At 69.6% G+C, this 16156-nt stretch carries 4 protein-coding genes; all 4 read left to right on the top strand.

The window, feature by feature from the left end:
- Window positions 1-11: 11 nt before the first annotated feature.
- The 4 genes from ACFTS5_RS20635 to ACFTS5_RS20620 are packed head-to-tail and all read left to right on the top strand — an operon-like array spanning window position 12 to window position 16112.
- A complete protein-coding gene (locus ACFTS5_RS20635; protein WP_378633223.1) occupies window positions 12-13502 on the top strand; it encodes an amino acid adenylation domain-containing protein in 13491 nt (4496 codons plus the stop codon).
- Window positions 13499-14509, top strand: a complete 1011-nt coding sequence (locus tag ACFTS5_RS20630) for an ATP-binding cassette domain-containing protein (protein WP_378633221.1) — start codon at window positions 13499-13501, stop codon at window positions 14507-14509. The genes ACFTS5_RS20635 and ACFTS5_RS20630 overlap by 4 nt, the downstream gene beginning before the upstream one ends.
- Window positions 14506-15324, top strand: coding sequence for an ABC transporter permease (locus tag ACFTS5_RS20625; protein ID WP_378633218.1), 819 nt, complete (start codon window positions 14506-14508; stop codon window positions 15322-15324). Before ACFTS5_RS20630 ends, ACFTS5_RS20625 begins: the two co-directional genes overlap by 4 nt.
- A complete protein-coding gene (locus ACFTS5_RS20620) occupies window positions 15324-16112 on the top strand; it encodes an ABC transporter permease (RefSeq protein WP_378633216.1) in 789 nt (262 codons plus the stop codon). The genes ACFTS5_RS20625 and ACFTS5_RS20620 overlap by 1 nt, the downstream gene beginning before the upstream one ends.
- Window positions 16113-16156 lie beyond the last annotated feature (44 nt).

Here is a 16156-nt window from a genome sequence, read left to right as displayed (position 1 = left end):
CAGGTTCGCTCATGATCCAGTCCTCTTCGCATGCGTCGGATGCCGTCGCACCCGAAGGCCCATTTCCCCTGTCGGCCGCCCAGCGCGGCATCTGGTTCGCCCAGCACATCGCGGGCGATACCCCTATCTCCATCGCCCAGTACGTGGAGCTGTCCGGCGCGGTCGACCTCGCGCTGCTGATCGACGCGGTCCAGCGGACCGGTCGTGAATTCGGTACCGGCTATCTGCGGCTGGTCGATATCGACGGCCACCCCCATCAGGTCGTCGACCTGACCCTCGACGACGACGTCGCCGAACTGGATCTGCGTGACCGCCCCGACCCGGAAGCGGCCGCGCACGCGTGGATGCGCGCCGAGTACACCGCACCCCTGGATGTGATGCACGACCGATTAGTCCGCATCGCCCTGCTGCGTGTCGCCGAGGATCGCTGGTTCTGGTACGCGCGCATGCACCACATCGTGCTGGACGGGATGGGCGCGCTGGCGCTGGTACAGCGCGTCGGCGAGCTCTACAACGCCGCCTTCGACGGCCGTGAGCCGCCGGCCACCAAGGCCGAGCCGTTGCAGAAGATCGTCGATGCCGATCTGGCGTACCGCACCTCCGGCCGTTTCACCACCGACCGCGAATACTGGCGCGAGCACCTGGCCGCGCTGGCGGACCCGGTGACGCTCGCCGGCCGCGATGCCGAGGTCGACGCCCACCCCAACCGGGTATCGGGCGCGCTGCCCGCCGAGACCGGAGCCCTGCTGGATTCGGTCGCGGCCTCGGTGAATTCGGGTGTCGCGCCGACCGTGGTCGCGGCCTTCGGCGCCTATCTCGCCGCGATGACCGGCGCGCCGGAAGTGGTGCTGAGCCTGCCGGTCTCCGCACGGACCTCGGCGACCCTGCGTCGTTCGGGCGGCATGCTCGCCAATGTCGTGCCGCTGCGCGTGCGACTCGACCCCACCACCACCGTCGGGGCGGCGATTCTCGCCGTGCAGAGCGAGCTGACCGGTGCGCTGCGACGCCAGCGCTACCGCCAGGAGGACATCGTCCGCGATCTCGGCTGGGCGATGGACGAGGCGGCGTCGTTCGGTCCCGCCGTGAATCTCATGATGGTGGACACCAAGATCGCGCTGGGCCCGGTCGTCGGGCGGCTCCACGTGCTCACCTCCGGCCTGATCGACGACCTGTTCGTCAACCTGTACCCGGGCGTCGGCGGCGAGAGCACCCACATCGACCTGCAGGGCAACGCGAACCTGTACAGCGACGCCGACCTGGCGGGCCATCACGAACGATTCCTGCTGTTCCTGCACCGGTTCCTCGTCGCCGGACCGGACGCCCCGCTGTCGACGGTGCCCGTTCTCTCGGAGGCCGAGCAGGCGGCCTCGGTGCCCGCGCGCGGCCCGGCCGGCGTCGCGACGCGCACCCTGCCCGAGATCCTCGCGGCGGGCGCCGCGCTCGACCCGGACGCGGTGGCGCTGCGCTGGGGGGCCGACGACACACTGAGTTATCGCGAGGTCGACGACTACACCAATCGCCTGGCCCGTCTGCTGATCGCCGCCGGTGCGGGGCCTGAACACGCGGTAGCACTGTCGATTCCGCGGTCCGCGGAGTCCGTGCTCGCCACCATCGCGGTGGCCAAGACCGGTGCGCCGTTCGTGCCCATCGATCCGACCTACCCCGACGATCGCATCGAGCACATGATCGACGACAGCGGGGTCGTCACCGGCTTGACGGTCGACGAGGTACGAAAGTCCCTGCCCGACAAGGTCGATTGGCTCTCGCTGGACGACGCGGCCACCACCGCGGAACTCGCCACCCATGACCCCGCGCCGATCACCGATGCCGACCGCACTGCCGCGATCGCGCCGGATCAGGTCGCCTACGTCATCTATACCTCCGGGTCGACCGGACTGCCCAAGGGTGTGCTGGTCTCGCATCGCGGCCTGGCGAACCTCGCGGCGAGTTCGGGAGCCGGGTTCGGGGTCGAACCGGACTCTGTTGTCGCCCATGCGGTCTCGCCGAGCTTCGACATCTCGGTCGAAGAGATCGTGGTGACCCTGGCCGCCGGTGCCACCCTCGCGGTGGTCCCGCCGTCGGCCTACGCGGGTGAGGACATGGCGCACGTGCTGCGCACCCACCGCGTCACCCATCTCAACGTCACCCCGGCGGTTGTCGGTTCACTCGACCCGGTGACGCTGCCCGACCTGCGCACGATCGTGGTCGGCGGTGACGCGTGCCCGCCGGAACTGGTGGCGAAATGGGCCGGTCGCTCGCTGATCAACGGGTACGGCCCCACCGAAACGACCATCACCACCACCCTGAGCGAACCACTGGTGCCCGGCGCCCCGGTGACGATCGGCAGCCTGGTCGGTGGCGTCTCCGGCCTGGTCCTCGACCCGTGGCTGCGTCCGGTACCGGCGGGCACCGTGGGTGAGCTGTACCTCGCGGGCCCCGGTGTCGCGCGCGGTTACCACCGGCGCAGCGGCTTGACCGCGAGCCGGTTCGTGGCGAATCCGCACGCACCCGGCGACCGGATGTATCGCACCGGCGATCTGGTGCGCTGGACCGACACCGAGGGCCGTGTCACCCTGGAATACCAGGGGCGCAGCGACTTCCAGGTGAAGGTGCGCGGCTACCGGATCGAACTCGGCGAGATCGATGCCGCGTTGCAGCGGCTTCCCGAGATCGACTTCGCGATCACGCTCGGTGTCGAGTCGCCGACCGGCGCCACCGCGCTCGTCGCCTATGTCACGGCCGAACCGGGTGCCGATGTCCATCCCGAGGCGGTCAAAGCCGCTGTCGGCGAGACGCTTCCGGCCTATATGGTGCCCGCCGTCGTGATGGTGCTCGACCGGGTGCCGCTGACACCGCTCGGCAAAGTGGACCGAAAGGCATTGCCCGCACCGGACTTCGGTGCCCGCACCGTCGTGAGCCGGGCACCGTCCACGCCGCGCGAGGAAGCCTTGGCAGCCCTGTTCGCCGAGGTGCTCGGACTCGACACCGTCGGTGTCGACGACAGCTTCTTCGCGCTCGGTGGCGACAGCATCGTGTCGATCCAGCTGGTCTCGCGGGCGAAGGCCGCCGGTATCTCGTTCAGCGCCCGCGACGTCTTCGAACGCAAGACGGTCGCCGCGCTGGCCGCTGTCGCCGACGACACCCAGGTACCCGTGGTGGACGAGCTGCCCGGCGGCGGGGTCGGCGCGGTAGAGCTCACCCCGATCGTGCACGCGATGGTCGAGCACCCGGACACCTGGGGCCGCTATGGGCAGGCCGTCCTGATCGGGCTGCCCGACGGTTTCGACCGTCTCCGGCTCGCGGCGGCGCTACAGGTCCTGCTCGAGCACCACGATCTCCTTCGTTCGTCACTGCGACCGACCGCCGACGGCTGGGAATGGGTGGTGGCCGAGCGTGGTTCGGTCGACGCCGAGGATCTGATCGAGGTGACCCGGGCCGACACCGAGGACACGGTCGAGCGCGCCCTGCAGAACGCCGCGGACCTGCTCGATCCCACCGCGGGCGTCGTTGCCCGGTTCGTGTTGATCGAACGCGCCGACGCCGCCCCACTGTGCTGGCTGGTCCTGCATCACCTGGTCACCGATGGCATATCCTGGCGAATCCTGTTGCCGGACTTGGCGACCGCGTCCTTCGGCGGCGCGCTCGACCAGGTCGGCACCTCCTTCCGCCGGTGGGCGCACGGCCAGCCCGAGAACGCCGCGACACGTCTCGACGAACTGCCGATCTGGCAGCGAATCCTGGCCACGCCCGACCCGCCGTTCGCCCGCACCGGCCGTCGGAGCGCCGACAGCGCGAGGGCCACCTCGGCTACTTCCGATCGGTCCGGCGACACCGCGCAGGTCGCCTCGCCGGCTGCCGGCTCCGAGCTGTCCGACTCGGTGGCGGAGACCGTTTCGGTCCCCTGCGCCTTCGACCCCGCCCTCGACGTGGTCGCCACGATGGCGCAGTGGCAGTCGACGGTGCCTTCCGATGTCGCGCAGGCCGTCTTGCACGGCGTGCCCGAACAGTTCCATTGCGGCGCTGATGATGTGCTGCTGGCCGCGCTCGCCATGGCCGTGTGCCGATGGCGTGACCGGACCGGTGCCCTGCTGACGCTGGAGGGCCACGGCCGCGACGAATCCCTGCTGCCCGGCGCCGATGTCGCGCGCACGGTCGGCTGGTTCACCAGCGTGTACCCGGTCGCGCTCGACCTGACCGGGATCGATCTCGGCGACGCGTTCGCCGGTGGCCGTGCGGCGGGTTCGGCGATCAAGGCAGCCAAGGAGCAGTTGCGGTCGGTCCCCGATCGCGGTGTCGGCTTCGGCTTGCTCCGCTATCTGAACGACGAGTCCGCCGCGGCGCTGGCTGACGCGCCGACACCCCAGCTGAGCTTCAACTATCTCGGCAGGGCGGTGACCGGCGACGATCCCTGGGTACCGCGGCGCTTCGCCGCGACCAACGACGACCGGGCCCCGCTGGCCGCCGTCGTCGACATCAACGCGGTGCTGACCGATGCCGGACTGGAAGTCACCTGGGCCTACGCGAGCAGACTGCTCGACGAGGCCGACGTGCGCGAGTTGGCAGCGCTGTGGTCGCAGGCCCTGCGGGCACTCGTCACCCATGCCGCAACCGGCGACGCGGGTGGCCGCACTCCCTCGGATTTCGCGCTCGTCACGGTCGATCAGCCGCAGATCGAGCGCTGGGAGCACGCCTACCCGACGCTCACCGACGTCTGGCCGCTCTCGCCGCTGCAATACGGCCTGCTCTTCCACGCGCTCTACGACTCCGACACCGCCGACGGTTACACGGTCCAATCGCTGCTCACCCTCGCGGGCACGGTCGACGCCACCCGGCTGCGCGGTGCCGCGCAGGCGCTCGTCGACCGGCACGAGAACCTGCGTGTGGCCTTCGTCGAGACCGACGACGGCCCTCGTCAACTCGTCCTGTCCGCCGCCGAGATCCGCTGGGAAGAAGTAGATCTCACCGGGATCGCCGACGAAGACCAGCGAGCTCGCGAGCTCGATCGAGTGATCGAGCTCGACGCGCTGACCCGCTTCGACCTGACCCGGCCCCCGTTGCTCCGCTTCACCCTGGTCAGGACCGGCGAGGAAACGTTCCGGCTCGTCATGACCAATCACCATCTGGTGCTGGACGGTTGGTCGACGCCGCTGCTGGTGCGGGAGCTGCTCACCCTGTACGTCACCGCGGGCGACGCGTCGATGTTGCCGCCGGCCCCGTCCTACCGCGACTTCCTGTCCTGGCTCGGAGACCAGGATGCGGAGGCGTCGCTGTCGGCGTGGAAACAGGCCATGGCCGGGATCGACACGCCGACCCGCGCCGTCCCCACCCTCGTCGGCATCGAGTCGACCGAGACCGCGATGCTCTCGCACGATCTGTCCTCCGCCACGGTCGCGGTACTCGAATCCGCGGCCAGAGAAGCGGGTGCGACCGTGAACACGCTGGTCCAGGCCGGTTGGTCGCTGCTGCTGGCCATGCTCACCGGTCGCACCGATGTGGTGTTCGGCGCCACGGTGTCCGGCCGGCCGCCGGAGCTGCCCGGTGTCGAAGAGATGGTCGGGCTGTTCATCAACACCGTCCCGGTGCGGGTGACGCTGGATCCGTCGGAGAAGGTCTGCGACCTGCTGGCCCGTGTGCAGGCCGAGCAGGCGCGGCTCATGGACCACCAGCACGTCGGCCTCGCCGCCATCCACCGCGTTGCCGGGCTGGCCGAATTGTTCGACACCCTCACTGTTTTCGAGTCCTACCCCATCGATCGGGAGGCGCTGTCGCAGGCCTTGGACATCGCGGGCATGCGGGTGCTCGATGTCGAGGGCACCGACGCCACGCCGTACCCGTTGAACCTGATGGTGATTCCGCTGCGCGGCGAGGCCGGTGCGGGCGACGCCTTGCGCATCACGGTGAAGTTCATGGCCGATCAGCTGGAACCCGCTGCGGCACAGACACTCCTGGACCGGTTCGTCCGGGTGCTCGCCCAGCTCGCCGAGAATCCGCACGCCCTGGTCTCGCAACTGCGAAATTGCAGCGACGCGGAACTGGCCACGCTGGCACCGGTCCACGGGCCACCGCCCTTGCCGATGCGCACGCTGCCCGACATCCTCACGGCCGGCGCGCGCATCGATCCCACTGCGATCGCGGTCAGCTCGGGCGAGCTGCGGATGAGTTACGGCGACCTCGATGCCTGGTCCAACCGGTTCGCCCGGGTCCTGCTCCGCCGCGGGATCGGGCCCGAGATCTTCGTCGTGCTCGCGCTCACCCGGTCGCTGGAATCGGTGGTCGCCGTGTGGGCGCTGGCCAAGACGGGGGCGGCCTTCGTCCCGCTGGATCCGAGCTATCCGGTGGAGCGGATCGAGCACATGCTCTCCGATTCGAAGGCCCCGATCGGCGTCACTGTGACGGCCACCGGCGAAGACCTGCCCGGGTCCATCGACTGGCTGCTGCTCGACGACCTGAACACCATGCGCCGCGCCATGCTGGTCTCCGACGCACCGATCACCGACGCCGAACGCGGCGGCCCGCTCGATATCGACCACACGGCCTACCTGATCTACACCTCCGGTTCCACCGGCAAGCCGAAGGCAGTTCTGCTCAGCCATCGCGGCATCGCGAATCTCGTCGCCACCCAGCGCGAAACCCTGGCGCTGGACCCCACCTCCAGCGCACTCCAGGTCGCCTCCCCCAGCTTCGACGCTTCGGTCTTCGAGATGCTGACCGCGCACGCCGCGGGTGGACGCCTGGTGGTCTCACCGCCGGAGGTCTACGGCGGCGGCGAACTCGAGACGCTGCTGCGCACCGAGCGGGTCACCCACGCGGTGATCACCCCGTCGGCGCTGGCGACGATGGAGCCCACCGATCTCACCGAGTTGCGGGTGCTGTCGGTGGCCGGTGAGGCGGCCACCCCCGAGCTCATCGAGAAGTGGGCCGCGGGCAGGCGGATGGTGAATCTGTACGGCCCCACCGAGTTCAGCATCTGGGCGACCGGTCCCGCCGAACTGCTCCCCGGCGAGCCGGTCACCATCGGCGGACCGATTCGCGGTGCGGCACTGGTGGTGCTGGACAGCTGGTTGCGTCCGGTGCCGGTCGGCATCGCCGGTGAGCTGTATCTGGCCGGGCCCGCGCTGGCGCGCGGCTACTTCAACCGGTTCGAGATGACAGCGAGCCGGTTCGTCGCCAACCCGTTCGGCGTCGGCGGGGAACGGATGTACCGGACCGGCGACATGGTGCGCTGGGTCACGGGCGAGAACGCCGCGCTCACCCTGGAATACCTGGGCCGCAGCGACTTCCAGGTGAAGATCCGCGGCCTGCGGATCGAACTCGGCGAGATCGACGCGGTGCTCTCGCGCGACGACGAGGTCGACTACGCGGTGACGATCGGGCGCGAAGGACCGGCGGGCGCCACCGTGCTCGTGTCCTACGTGCTTCCCGTGCCGGATGTCGCGCTCGACACCGAACGGTTGCGCGCCGAGGTCGCGGCGGAACTGCCGGGATACATGGTGCCCGCCTATGTCGTTGTCCTGGACGATATCCCGCTCACCCCGGTCGGCAAACTGGACCGCAAAGCCCTGCCGATACCGGACTTCTCGGCCACCCAGCAGTCCTATCTCGCACCGCGCACACCGATCGAACAGGCTGTGGCCGTGGTGTTCGCCGATGTCCTCGGCAGCGAACGGGTGAGCGTCGACCAGTCCTTCTTCGAACTCGGCGGCAACTCGCTGAGCGCGACGAAGGTTGTCGCCCGGGTCAATTCGGCGCTCGGCTCCACCATCGCTCTGCGGGACCTGTTCGACGCGCCGAGCGTCGCCCAGCTGTCGGCGCGGGTCGTCCCCGCGGCCGAGGGCAGTCCGGGCCTGCCCGCGCTGGCTCCCCGCCTGCGCCCGGACCGCATCCCGCTGTCCCCCGCCCAGCAGCGTATGTGGGTACTCAATCAACTCGACCCCGACTCGTCGGCCTACAACATCGCGATCGCCCTGCGCCTCACCGGAACCCTCGATGTGGAAGCCATGCGCCGCGCTCTCGCCGACGTGGTCGAACGGCAGGAGAGCCTGCGCACCCGCTACCCCGCCGACGCCGAGGGCCCGCGTCAGGTCGTCGTCGGCATCGACACCGCGGTTCCGCCGATGCCGCTGCTCGACACCGAAGACGGCGCGCCACTGCGTGAGCAGATCAACGAACTGGCAGGCACCGGCTTCGACCTCACCCGTCAGGCACCACTGCGTGTCGGCCTGTTCCGCCTCAACAGTCGCCCAGCCGAGACCGGACCCCACAATGCTCATCGATCCGAAGACCCTGTGCCAGTACATGTCATCGTCCTCGTCGTACACCACATCAGCGCAGACGGCGCATCGATGGCCCCGCTGGCGGCGGACCTGGTCGCCGCCTACTCGGCGCGGGTGTCGGGTTCAGCACCCACGCAGCCTGCGCTCACGGTGCAGTACGCGGACTTCGCGCTGTGGCATCGCGAGCTTCTCGGCAGCGCCACGGATTCGGAGTCCGTTGCAGCACAGCAGATCCGGTATTGGCGCGAGACACTCGCGGGCGCACCGGATGCGCTGGAACTCCCCGCCGATCGCCCCCGTCCGGCGGTGCAGACCATGAGCAGCGATGATGTCGACTTCACCGTCGACGAACAGACCCACCGTGCGCTGATCGACTTCGCCGCCGCGAACAATGTCAGCGTCTTCATGGTCGTCCACGCCGCCCTCGCAGTGCTGCTGGCCCGGCTCGGCGGTACCGGCGATGTCGTCATCGGCACGCCGATCGCGGGTCGCGGTGCGGCCGCGCTGGACGAGCTCGTCGGCATGTTCGTCAACACCCTGGCCCTGCGCACGCCGGTCGACCCCGGCACCGGGTTCCGGCAGCTGCTCGCCACCGTCCGCGACACCGACCTCGACGCCTTCGGCCACGCCGACGTACCGTTCGAGCAGCTCGTCGCGGCACTCGACCCCACCCGGTCGACCGCCCATCACCCGCTGTTCCAGGTGTCGCTGTCGCTGCAGAACTTCATCGAACCGGTACTCGAACTACCCGGACTGTGTTTCGAAGTCGAGGACTTCGACCGCCGCTCCTCGGCCTTCGACCTCACCCTGGACCTGCGCGAACGGTTCGACGAGACCGGCCCGGTGGGCATCGACGGTGTCCTCACCTACGCGACAGACCTGTTCGACGCGGCCACCGTCACCTCGTTCGCGACCCGATGGCGGCAGGTGCTCGCCACCGTCCTCAGCGACATCGACATCCGCCTCGCCGATATCGACCTCCTCGCCGAATCCGAACGCGCGGAACTCGTTCCGGTCCACGGCCCCTCCACCGCGGGCACCACGACGTTGGCCGACCTGCTCACCGCCACCGCGGCGACCTTCGCCGACCGACCGGCGCTGGTTGCCGACACTGCGACGGCCACCGCGACCCAGGCCACCACGGTCACCGGCACCATCTCCCCGACCGAGCCCACATCCGCCGACGACGCGGCACAACCCGCGCAGGTATCCGGCGCGATCACCTACGGCGCGCTGAATGCCCGGTCGAATCAGTTGGCCAGGATGCTCATCGAGGCGGGAGCGCACACGGAATCTGTGGTAGCCCTCGGCCTCCCACGATGTGTCGAGCTCCACGTCGGCATCTGGGCCGCGGCGAAGGTGGGCGCGGCGTTCCTGCCGGTCGACCCGAAACATCCGGCGGACCGCATCGACCACATGCTCACCGATTCCGGCGCGCGCGTCGGAATCACCCTCGCCGAGTACCGGCCGCAGCTGTCCGACACCACCCGCTGGCTGATCCTCGACGACCCCGGCTTCGCCACCCGCATGGCCGACACCGACGACGCTGACCTCACCCCCGCGGAACTGCCGGTTCCGATCAGGGTGGAGAACCCGGCGTGGATGATCTACACCTCCGGCTCCACCGGCACCCCGAAGGGCGTCACCGTCACCCATCGTGGCCTGGCCGACCTGGTCGCCTCCCAGCGCACCGATCTCGCCCTCGACGAACACGCCCGGGTGATGCAGGTGGCCTCGCCGAGCTTCGACGCGTCGATCTTCGAGGCACTCATGGCCTTCGGCTGCGGCGGCGCCTCGGTGATCGCCCCGCCGGATGTCTTCGGCGGCGCCCCCCTCGCGGAACTGATCGCCGCCGAGCAGGTGACCCACATGGTGATCACGCCGTCGGCACTGGCCACCATCGATCCCGCCGACGTGTCGAGCCTGCGGGTGCTCGCGGTCGCGGGTGAGGCGGTCGGCCCCGATCTCGTCGCGCGCTGGTGCGGCGGCGCAGGCGGGCGGACGATGGTCAACCTGTACGGCCCGACCGAATACACCATCTGGGCAACAGGTTCCGCGCCGTTGTCCGCTACGGAGCCGGTGACCATCGGCGCTCCCGTTCGCGGTGCGTCCGCACTCGTCCTCGACGACCGCCTGCGCCCGGTACCCGTCGGCGTCGCGGGTGAGCTGTACCTCGCGGGCACTGCGCTCGCGCGGTGCTACCACGCGCGGCCGAGCTTGACGGCAGCCCGATTCATCGCCAATCCTTTCGGCGGTCCCGGCGAATGCCTTTATCGCACAGGCGACCTGGTGCGGTGGACTCGCACCGCAGGCCCCACCGACACACCGACCGGATTGGCGCTGGAATATCTCGGCCGCACCGACTTCCAGGTCAAGGTGCGCGGCCAGCGCATCGAGCTCGGCGAGATCGACGCGGTGCTCGGCGCCATCGACGGCGTCGATTTCGCTGTGACGCTGGGCGTTGCGGGCCCCACCGGTGCCACCGCCCTCGCCGCCTACCTGGTACGCGTGCCCGGCGCCGACCTCGACATCGCGCACATCCGCGCCCTCGCCGCCGACACGCTCCCCGCGTACATGGTGCCCGCCGCTTTCGTGGTGCTGGACGAGATCCCCATCAACGCGGTCGGCAAACTCGACCGCACAGCGCTGCCGGAGCCGGTGTTCGTCACCGACGACACCCCGTACCGCGCACCGGAGACACCGACCGAACTGGTACTCGCCGAGGTCTACGCCGAACTGCTCGGCCGTCCACAGGTCGGCATCGACGATTCGTTCTTCGCCCTCGGCGGCGACAGCATCCTCGCCATCCAGCTCGTCAGCCAGGCGAAGCTGCGCGGCGTGCACTGCACGCCGTTGCAGGTCTTCGAACACCGCACGGTAGCGGCGCTGGGCGCGGCCGTCGACGCCGCCGAGACGGTGGAAGCACTCGCCGAACTGCCCGGTGGGGGCACCGGTGACCTGCCGCTGACCCCGATCGTGCGCTACATGGTCGAACGCGGCGGCGATTTCGACCGGTTCGCCCAGACCGCGGTGCTGGAACTGCCCGTCGGCATCGAGCGCGCGCAACTCGTCGCCACTGTCTCGGCCGTGATCGACCGGCACGACATGCTGCGAGCCCACCTGTGGGCGGCCGAGGACGGCTGGCGGCTGCGCGTGGCCGACCCCGGGTCGGTCGAGGTGGACGCACTGGTGCACCGCACGGCCTTCGACGCCGCCATCGACCCGATCGAGCTGCGCGAATACGCCCAGACCGAGCTCGACTCCGCGATGAACCGACTGAATCCGGCGGACGGGGTCGTCCTGCAGTTCGTGTGGCTGGATCCGGTCGGCGACGCCGGCGCGCACCCCGGGCCCGGTCGCCTGATCATCGTCGCGCACCATCTCGCGATCGACAGCGTGTCGTGGCGCATCCTGGTGCAGGACTTGATCGCCGCCTGGGCCCAGGTATCGGCGGGCGCCACCCCGATCCTCCCGGACATCGGTACGTCGATGCGGCGCTGGTCGCACGCCATGACCGAGCAGGCCCGTTCCGAGCGGCGCCGCGCCGAACTCCCGTACTGGCAAGCGGTGGTGCACGGTCCCGACCCACTGCTCGGCGCCCGTCACCTCGATCCTGACACCGATCAGGGGCAGACCGTCCGCCGTCTCGACATCGAGGTCGACGAGGACACCACGACAGCGCTGCTCACCACCCTGCCCCGCCTGTTCCAGGGCAGTGTCACCGACGCGCTGTTCGCCACCCTGGCGGTGGCGCTGGTGCGCTGGCGTGCGCGCAGAGGCGTGGACGAGCGTTCGGCGCTGCTGCGTCTGGAAGGCCATGGCAGACAGGAAGAAGTCGTGCCCGGCGCCGATCTGTCGCGGACCATCGGCTGGTTCACCAACCTGTACCCGGTGCGCCTCGATCTCGCCGACATCGACATCGACGACGCGCTGGCGGGCGGCCCCGCCATGGGCGCGGCCATCCGCCGGGTCAAGCACGACCTGCTCGCGGTCCCCGACAAGGGCATCGGCTTCGGCATGCTGCGCTACCTGAATCCCGAAGCCGCCGAGCACCTTCCGACCCGGCTGCCCGGCCAGATCTGTGTGAACTACCTGGGCAGGCACACCTCCGTCGACACTCCGCCCGGCCTCGAAGGTCTCGGCTGGCTACCCACCGACGCGCTCGGCGATCTCGAGGCGGCCGAGCATCCGGACGTGCCGATCATGTCGCCGATCGATATCAACGCCATGGTCGTCGGCAACAGGCTGCAGGCCGAGTTCGGTTACGCGGCACAGCTGCTGGATCGTGCGGACGTCGCCGAACTCGCCCACCTCTGGGTAGAGGCACTCGACGCGGCGGCACGATTCGCCGAAACCCCCGCGGCCCAGATCGCCTCGGCCGACGAAGCCGCCGCCATGACCGCGCGCACGGCAGCGGTCGTGGAGCCCGGACCGACCGGACTCGGTCTCGACGTGCTGCTACCGATCCGCCCCGACGGCGATCGACCGGCGCTGTTCTGCGTCCACTCCTCCTCCGGAATGTCGTGGAGCTACCTGGGATTCGCCGAACAGCTCCGGCCGGGCCGCCCGATCTACGGGCTCCAGGCGCCCGACCTCAGCGGCCGCGAACCCTCCGCCCGCTCCATCGAGGAATTCGCCCAGCGCTACGTGCGCGAGATCCGCGCGGTGCAGCCGAGCGGCCCCTATCACCTGCTCGGCTGGTCCTTCGGCGGGCTCATCGCCCAGGCCATGGCGGTGGAACTGCGGGCAGCGGGCGAGCAGGTCGGCGTCGTGGCGCTGCTGGACACCGACACCGCCGATATCGACGGCGACACCATCGAGCGCCTGTCGCCGGGCGCCTTCATCAACACCTTCGGCGCCATCTTCGGCATCGACGACGTGCCCGCCGAATCGACCGCCGAACAAGCGGCCGAGCTCATCACCGCCCGGCTCGGCGGGGTCGAGCTCATCGACGCGGCCACCATCGAGCGCATGGCGGGCTCCTACAACGCCTCCGCGGGCACCCGGACCGGCTATCAGCGCCCGGTCTACCACGGTGACGTCGTGTATTTCCGCGCCACGGTCGATCCCGCCGAATGGATGGGACCCGACGGCTGGCGGCCCTACGTCACCGGCGACATCACCGACCACGACGTCGACGTGACCCACGACGACATGACCAATCCCTACGCACTGTCGGTCATCTCGCCACTGCTCGATGACCACTTGGAAGCAGGAGACCGGATATGAGCGTCGAACACACTCTCGTGCAGAGCAACCCGCGCACCGGTGGTGTCGTGGTCGAAGGGATCGAGAAGTCCTTCGGCGACGTGCACGCGCTGCGCGGCGTCGATTTCGAGGCCGCCCCCGGTGAGGTGCTCGGCATCCTCGGCCCCAACGGCGCGGGCAAGACGACGATGGTGAACATCCTGTCCACTCTCGTCACGCCCGACAGCGGGCGAGCGGTGGTCGCCGGACACGACGTCGTCGCCGACCCCGCCGCGGTGCGCAAACGGATCATGCTCACCGGGCAGTACGCCGCGCTCGACGACATGCTCAGCGGCTACGAGAACCTCGTCATGTTCGGCAGGCTGATGGGGCTGCGCAAACCGGCGGCGCAGGTCAGGGCCAGGGAACTGCTCGGCGAATTCGATCTGGAGAAGGCGGCGAATCGGCGCGTCGGCACCTACTCGGGCGGCATGCGGCGCCGCATCGACATCGCGTGCGGTCTCGTGGTGCGGCCCGACGTCGTCTTCCTCGACGAACCGACCACCGGCCTCGATCCCCGCAGCCGACAGGGCGTCTGGGACCTGGTGCGCAGCTTCAAGACCGCGGGGATCACCACCCTGCTCACCACCCAGTACCTGGAGGAGGCCGACGCGCTCAGCGACCAGATCATCGTGATCGACCACGGCGTGGTGATCGCCTCCGGCACCGCGGACGAGCTGAAACACCGTACCGGCGGCAGCTACTGCGAGATCGTGCCGCTGGATCTGGAAGGGCTACCGACCATCGTCGCCGCGCTCGGCTCGCTGCTGCCAGCGGAGAACCTGGCCGCGCTCACCCCCGAATCGGATCGCATCACCATCCCCGCGCCCGACGGTGCCAAGACGCTCGCCGAGGCCCTGCGCAGACTCGACAACGCCTCGGTCGAGCTCGTCGACATCGCCCTGCGCAGACCCTCGCTCGACGATGTGTTCCTGCAGCTCACCGGTCACCTCGCCTCGACCGAGGACGAATCGGCGGCCACCCCATGACCGCCATCACCTGGAACACCTCCGTGCGCGCGACACCGGAGACGGTGCAGCAGTGGTGGGTCCTGAGCACCCGGCTGATCGTGCCCTCGATCAAATCCGGCGAGTTCCTCGCCTCGGTGCTCGCGCCCGCGGCCTTCACGGCCAGCTTCTACATCCCGCTGAAAACGGTGATGACGTTCTCCGGCAACGGTTTCAGCAGTTACGCCCAGTACATGATGCCGCTGGTGATCCTGCAGGCCGCCGCGTTCACCGCCATCTCGGCGGCGTTCCGCTCGGCCACCGATTCCGTGGCCGGCCTCAACCGCCGCTTCGGCGCGATGCCGCTGCGCCCGCTGGTTCCGGTCGCGGCGCGGATGTCGGCCAACCTGTTCCGGCTGCTCATCTCGTTGGCCGCGGGGATCGCCGCGGGCTATGTGATCGGCTTCCGGTTCCGGCTCGACGCCGCGCATACCCTCGGCTATCTGGCGTTCTCGGTACTCATCGGACTCGCGTTCACCCTCGGCGCGGATGTGATCGGCACGCTGTCCAAGAGCCCCGAAGCCACCTCGCAGGCGCTGCTGCTGCCCCCGTTGATCTTCGGCATGCTCTCGACCGGTCTCGCACCGGCGAGCCAGTTCCCCGAGTGGATCCAGTGGTTCGTGCGCAATCAACCGGTCTCCCAGTTCGCGATCGTGTTGCGCGCGCTGGCCGGTGACACCAAGGGCAACGCCGGGACGGTGACCTGGTCGCTGGTGACCCCGTCGCTGCTCTGGCTCGCCGCCATGGTGGCGATCTGCGCGCCGGTGGCCATCCGGCTGAGTTCGAGGAGGGCCTGATGGCAGAACAATCGGAGACCTCGGCGGTGTCGCTGCTGCGGCACACGCTGATCCAGACCGAGCGGCTCCTGGTGCGCTGGGCACGCAACCCGGTGACGCTGCTCGAGACCCTGCTCATCCCGTGTCTGCTGCTGGTGATGCTCAACATCGTGGTGGGCGGTCAGATCGAGAAGTTCACCGGCGACGATGCCCTCTACGGCTCGGTGCCGATGGTCGCCCTCGTCGGCGCGCTGTCCGGCGCCGTCGCGAGCGGCGTGCTGCTCGGCCGCGAACGCGACGCGGGTCTGCTGGCCAGATTCTGGGTGCTGCCCGTGCATCGTGCGTCGGGCCTGATCTCGCGCATCCTCGCCGAAGGCTGCCGGATCCTGCTCGGCACCGTGGCGGTGCTGATCGTGGGCTACCTGCTCGGCTTCCGCTTCCACCACGGTCCACTGGCCGGCCTCGTATTCCTGGCGATCCCCGTGGTGTTCGGACTCGCCTTCGCCACCATGGTCACCGCCGTCGCCGTCTACAGCGCGAAGGCCTCACTGGTCGAGGGCATCACGATCCTCGCCTCGCTGATGATGTTCTTCAGCACCGGATTCGTGCCGCTCGTCGCCTTCCCGACCTGGATTCAGCCGGTGGTGCGCTACCAGCCGATGTCGGTGGCCGTCGACGCGATGCGCGGACTGTCCGACAAGGGTCCTGTCGCCGTGCCCCTGCTGCTCACCCTCGCCTGGTCCGGCGCCGCGCTCCTGTTGTTCGCCGTGCCCGCCGCCGTCGGCTTCCGGCGCGCGAGCCGCCGGTAGCTCGGCCCGCGGCATTCGCGCCGCCGGCTACGCAGTACCCTCGT

Origin of the sequence: Nocardia sp. NPDC056952 (assembly GCF_042674185.1) — a bacterium.
Taxonomy (GTDB): Bacteria; Actinomycetota; Actinomycetes; order Mycobacteriales; family Mycobacteriaceae; genus Nocardia.
The sequence above is the reverse complement of the archived record's forward strand: the minus strand, read 5'-3'. Positions and strand labels throughout refer to the sequence as shown.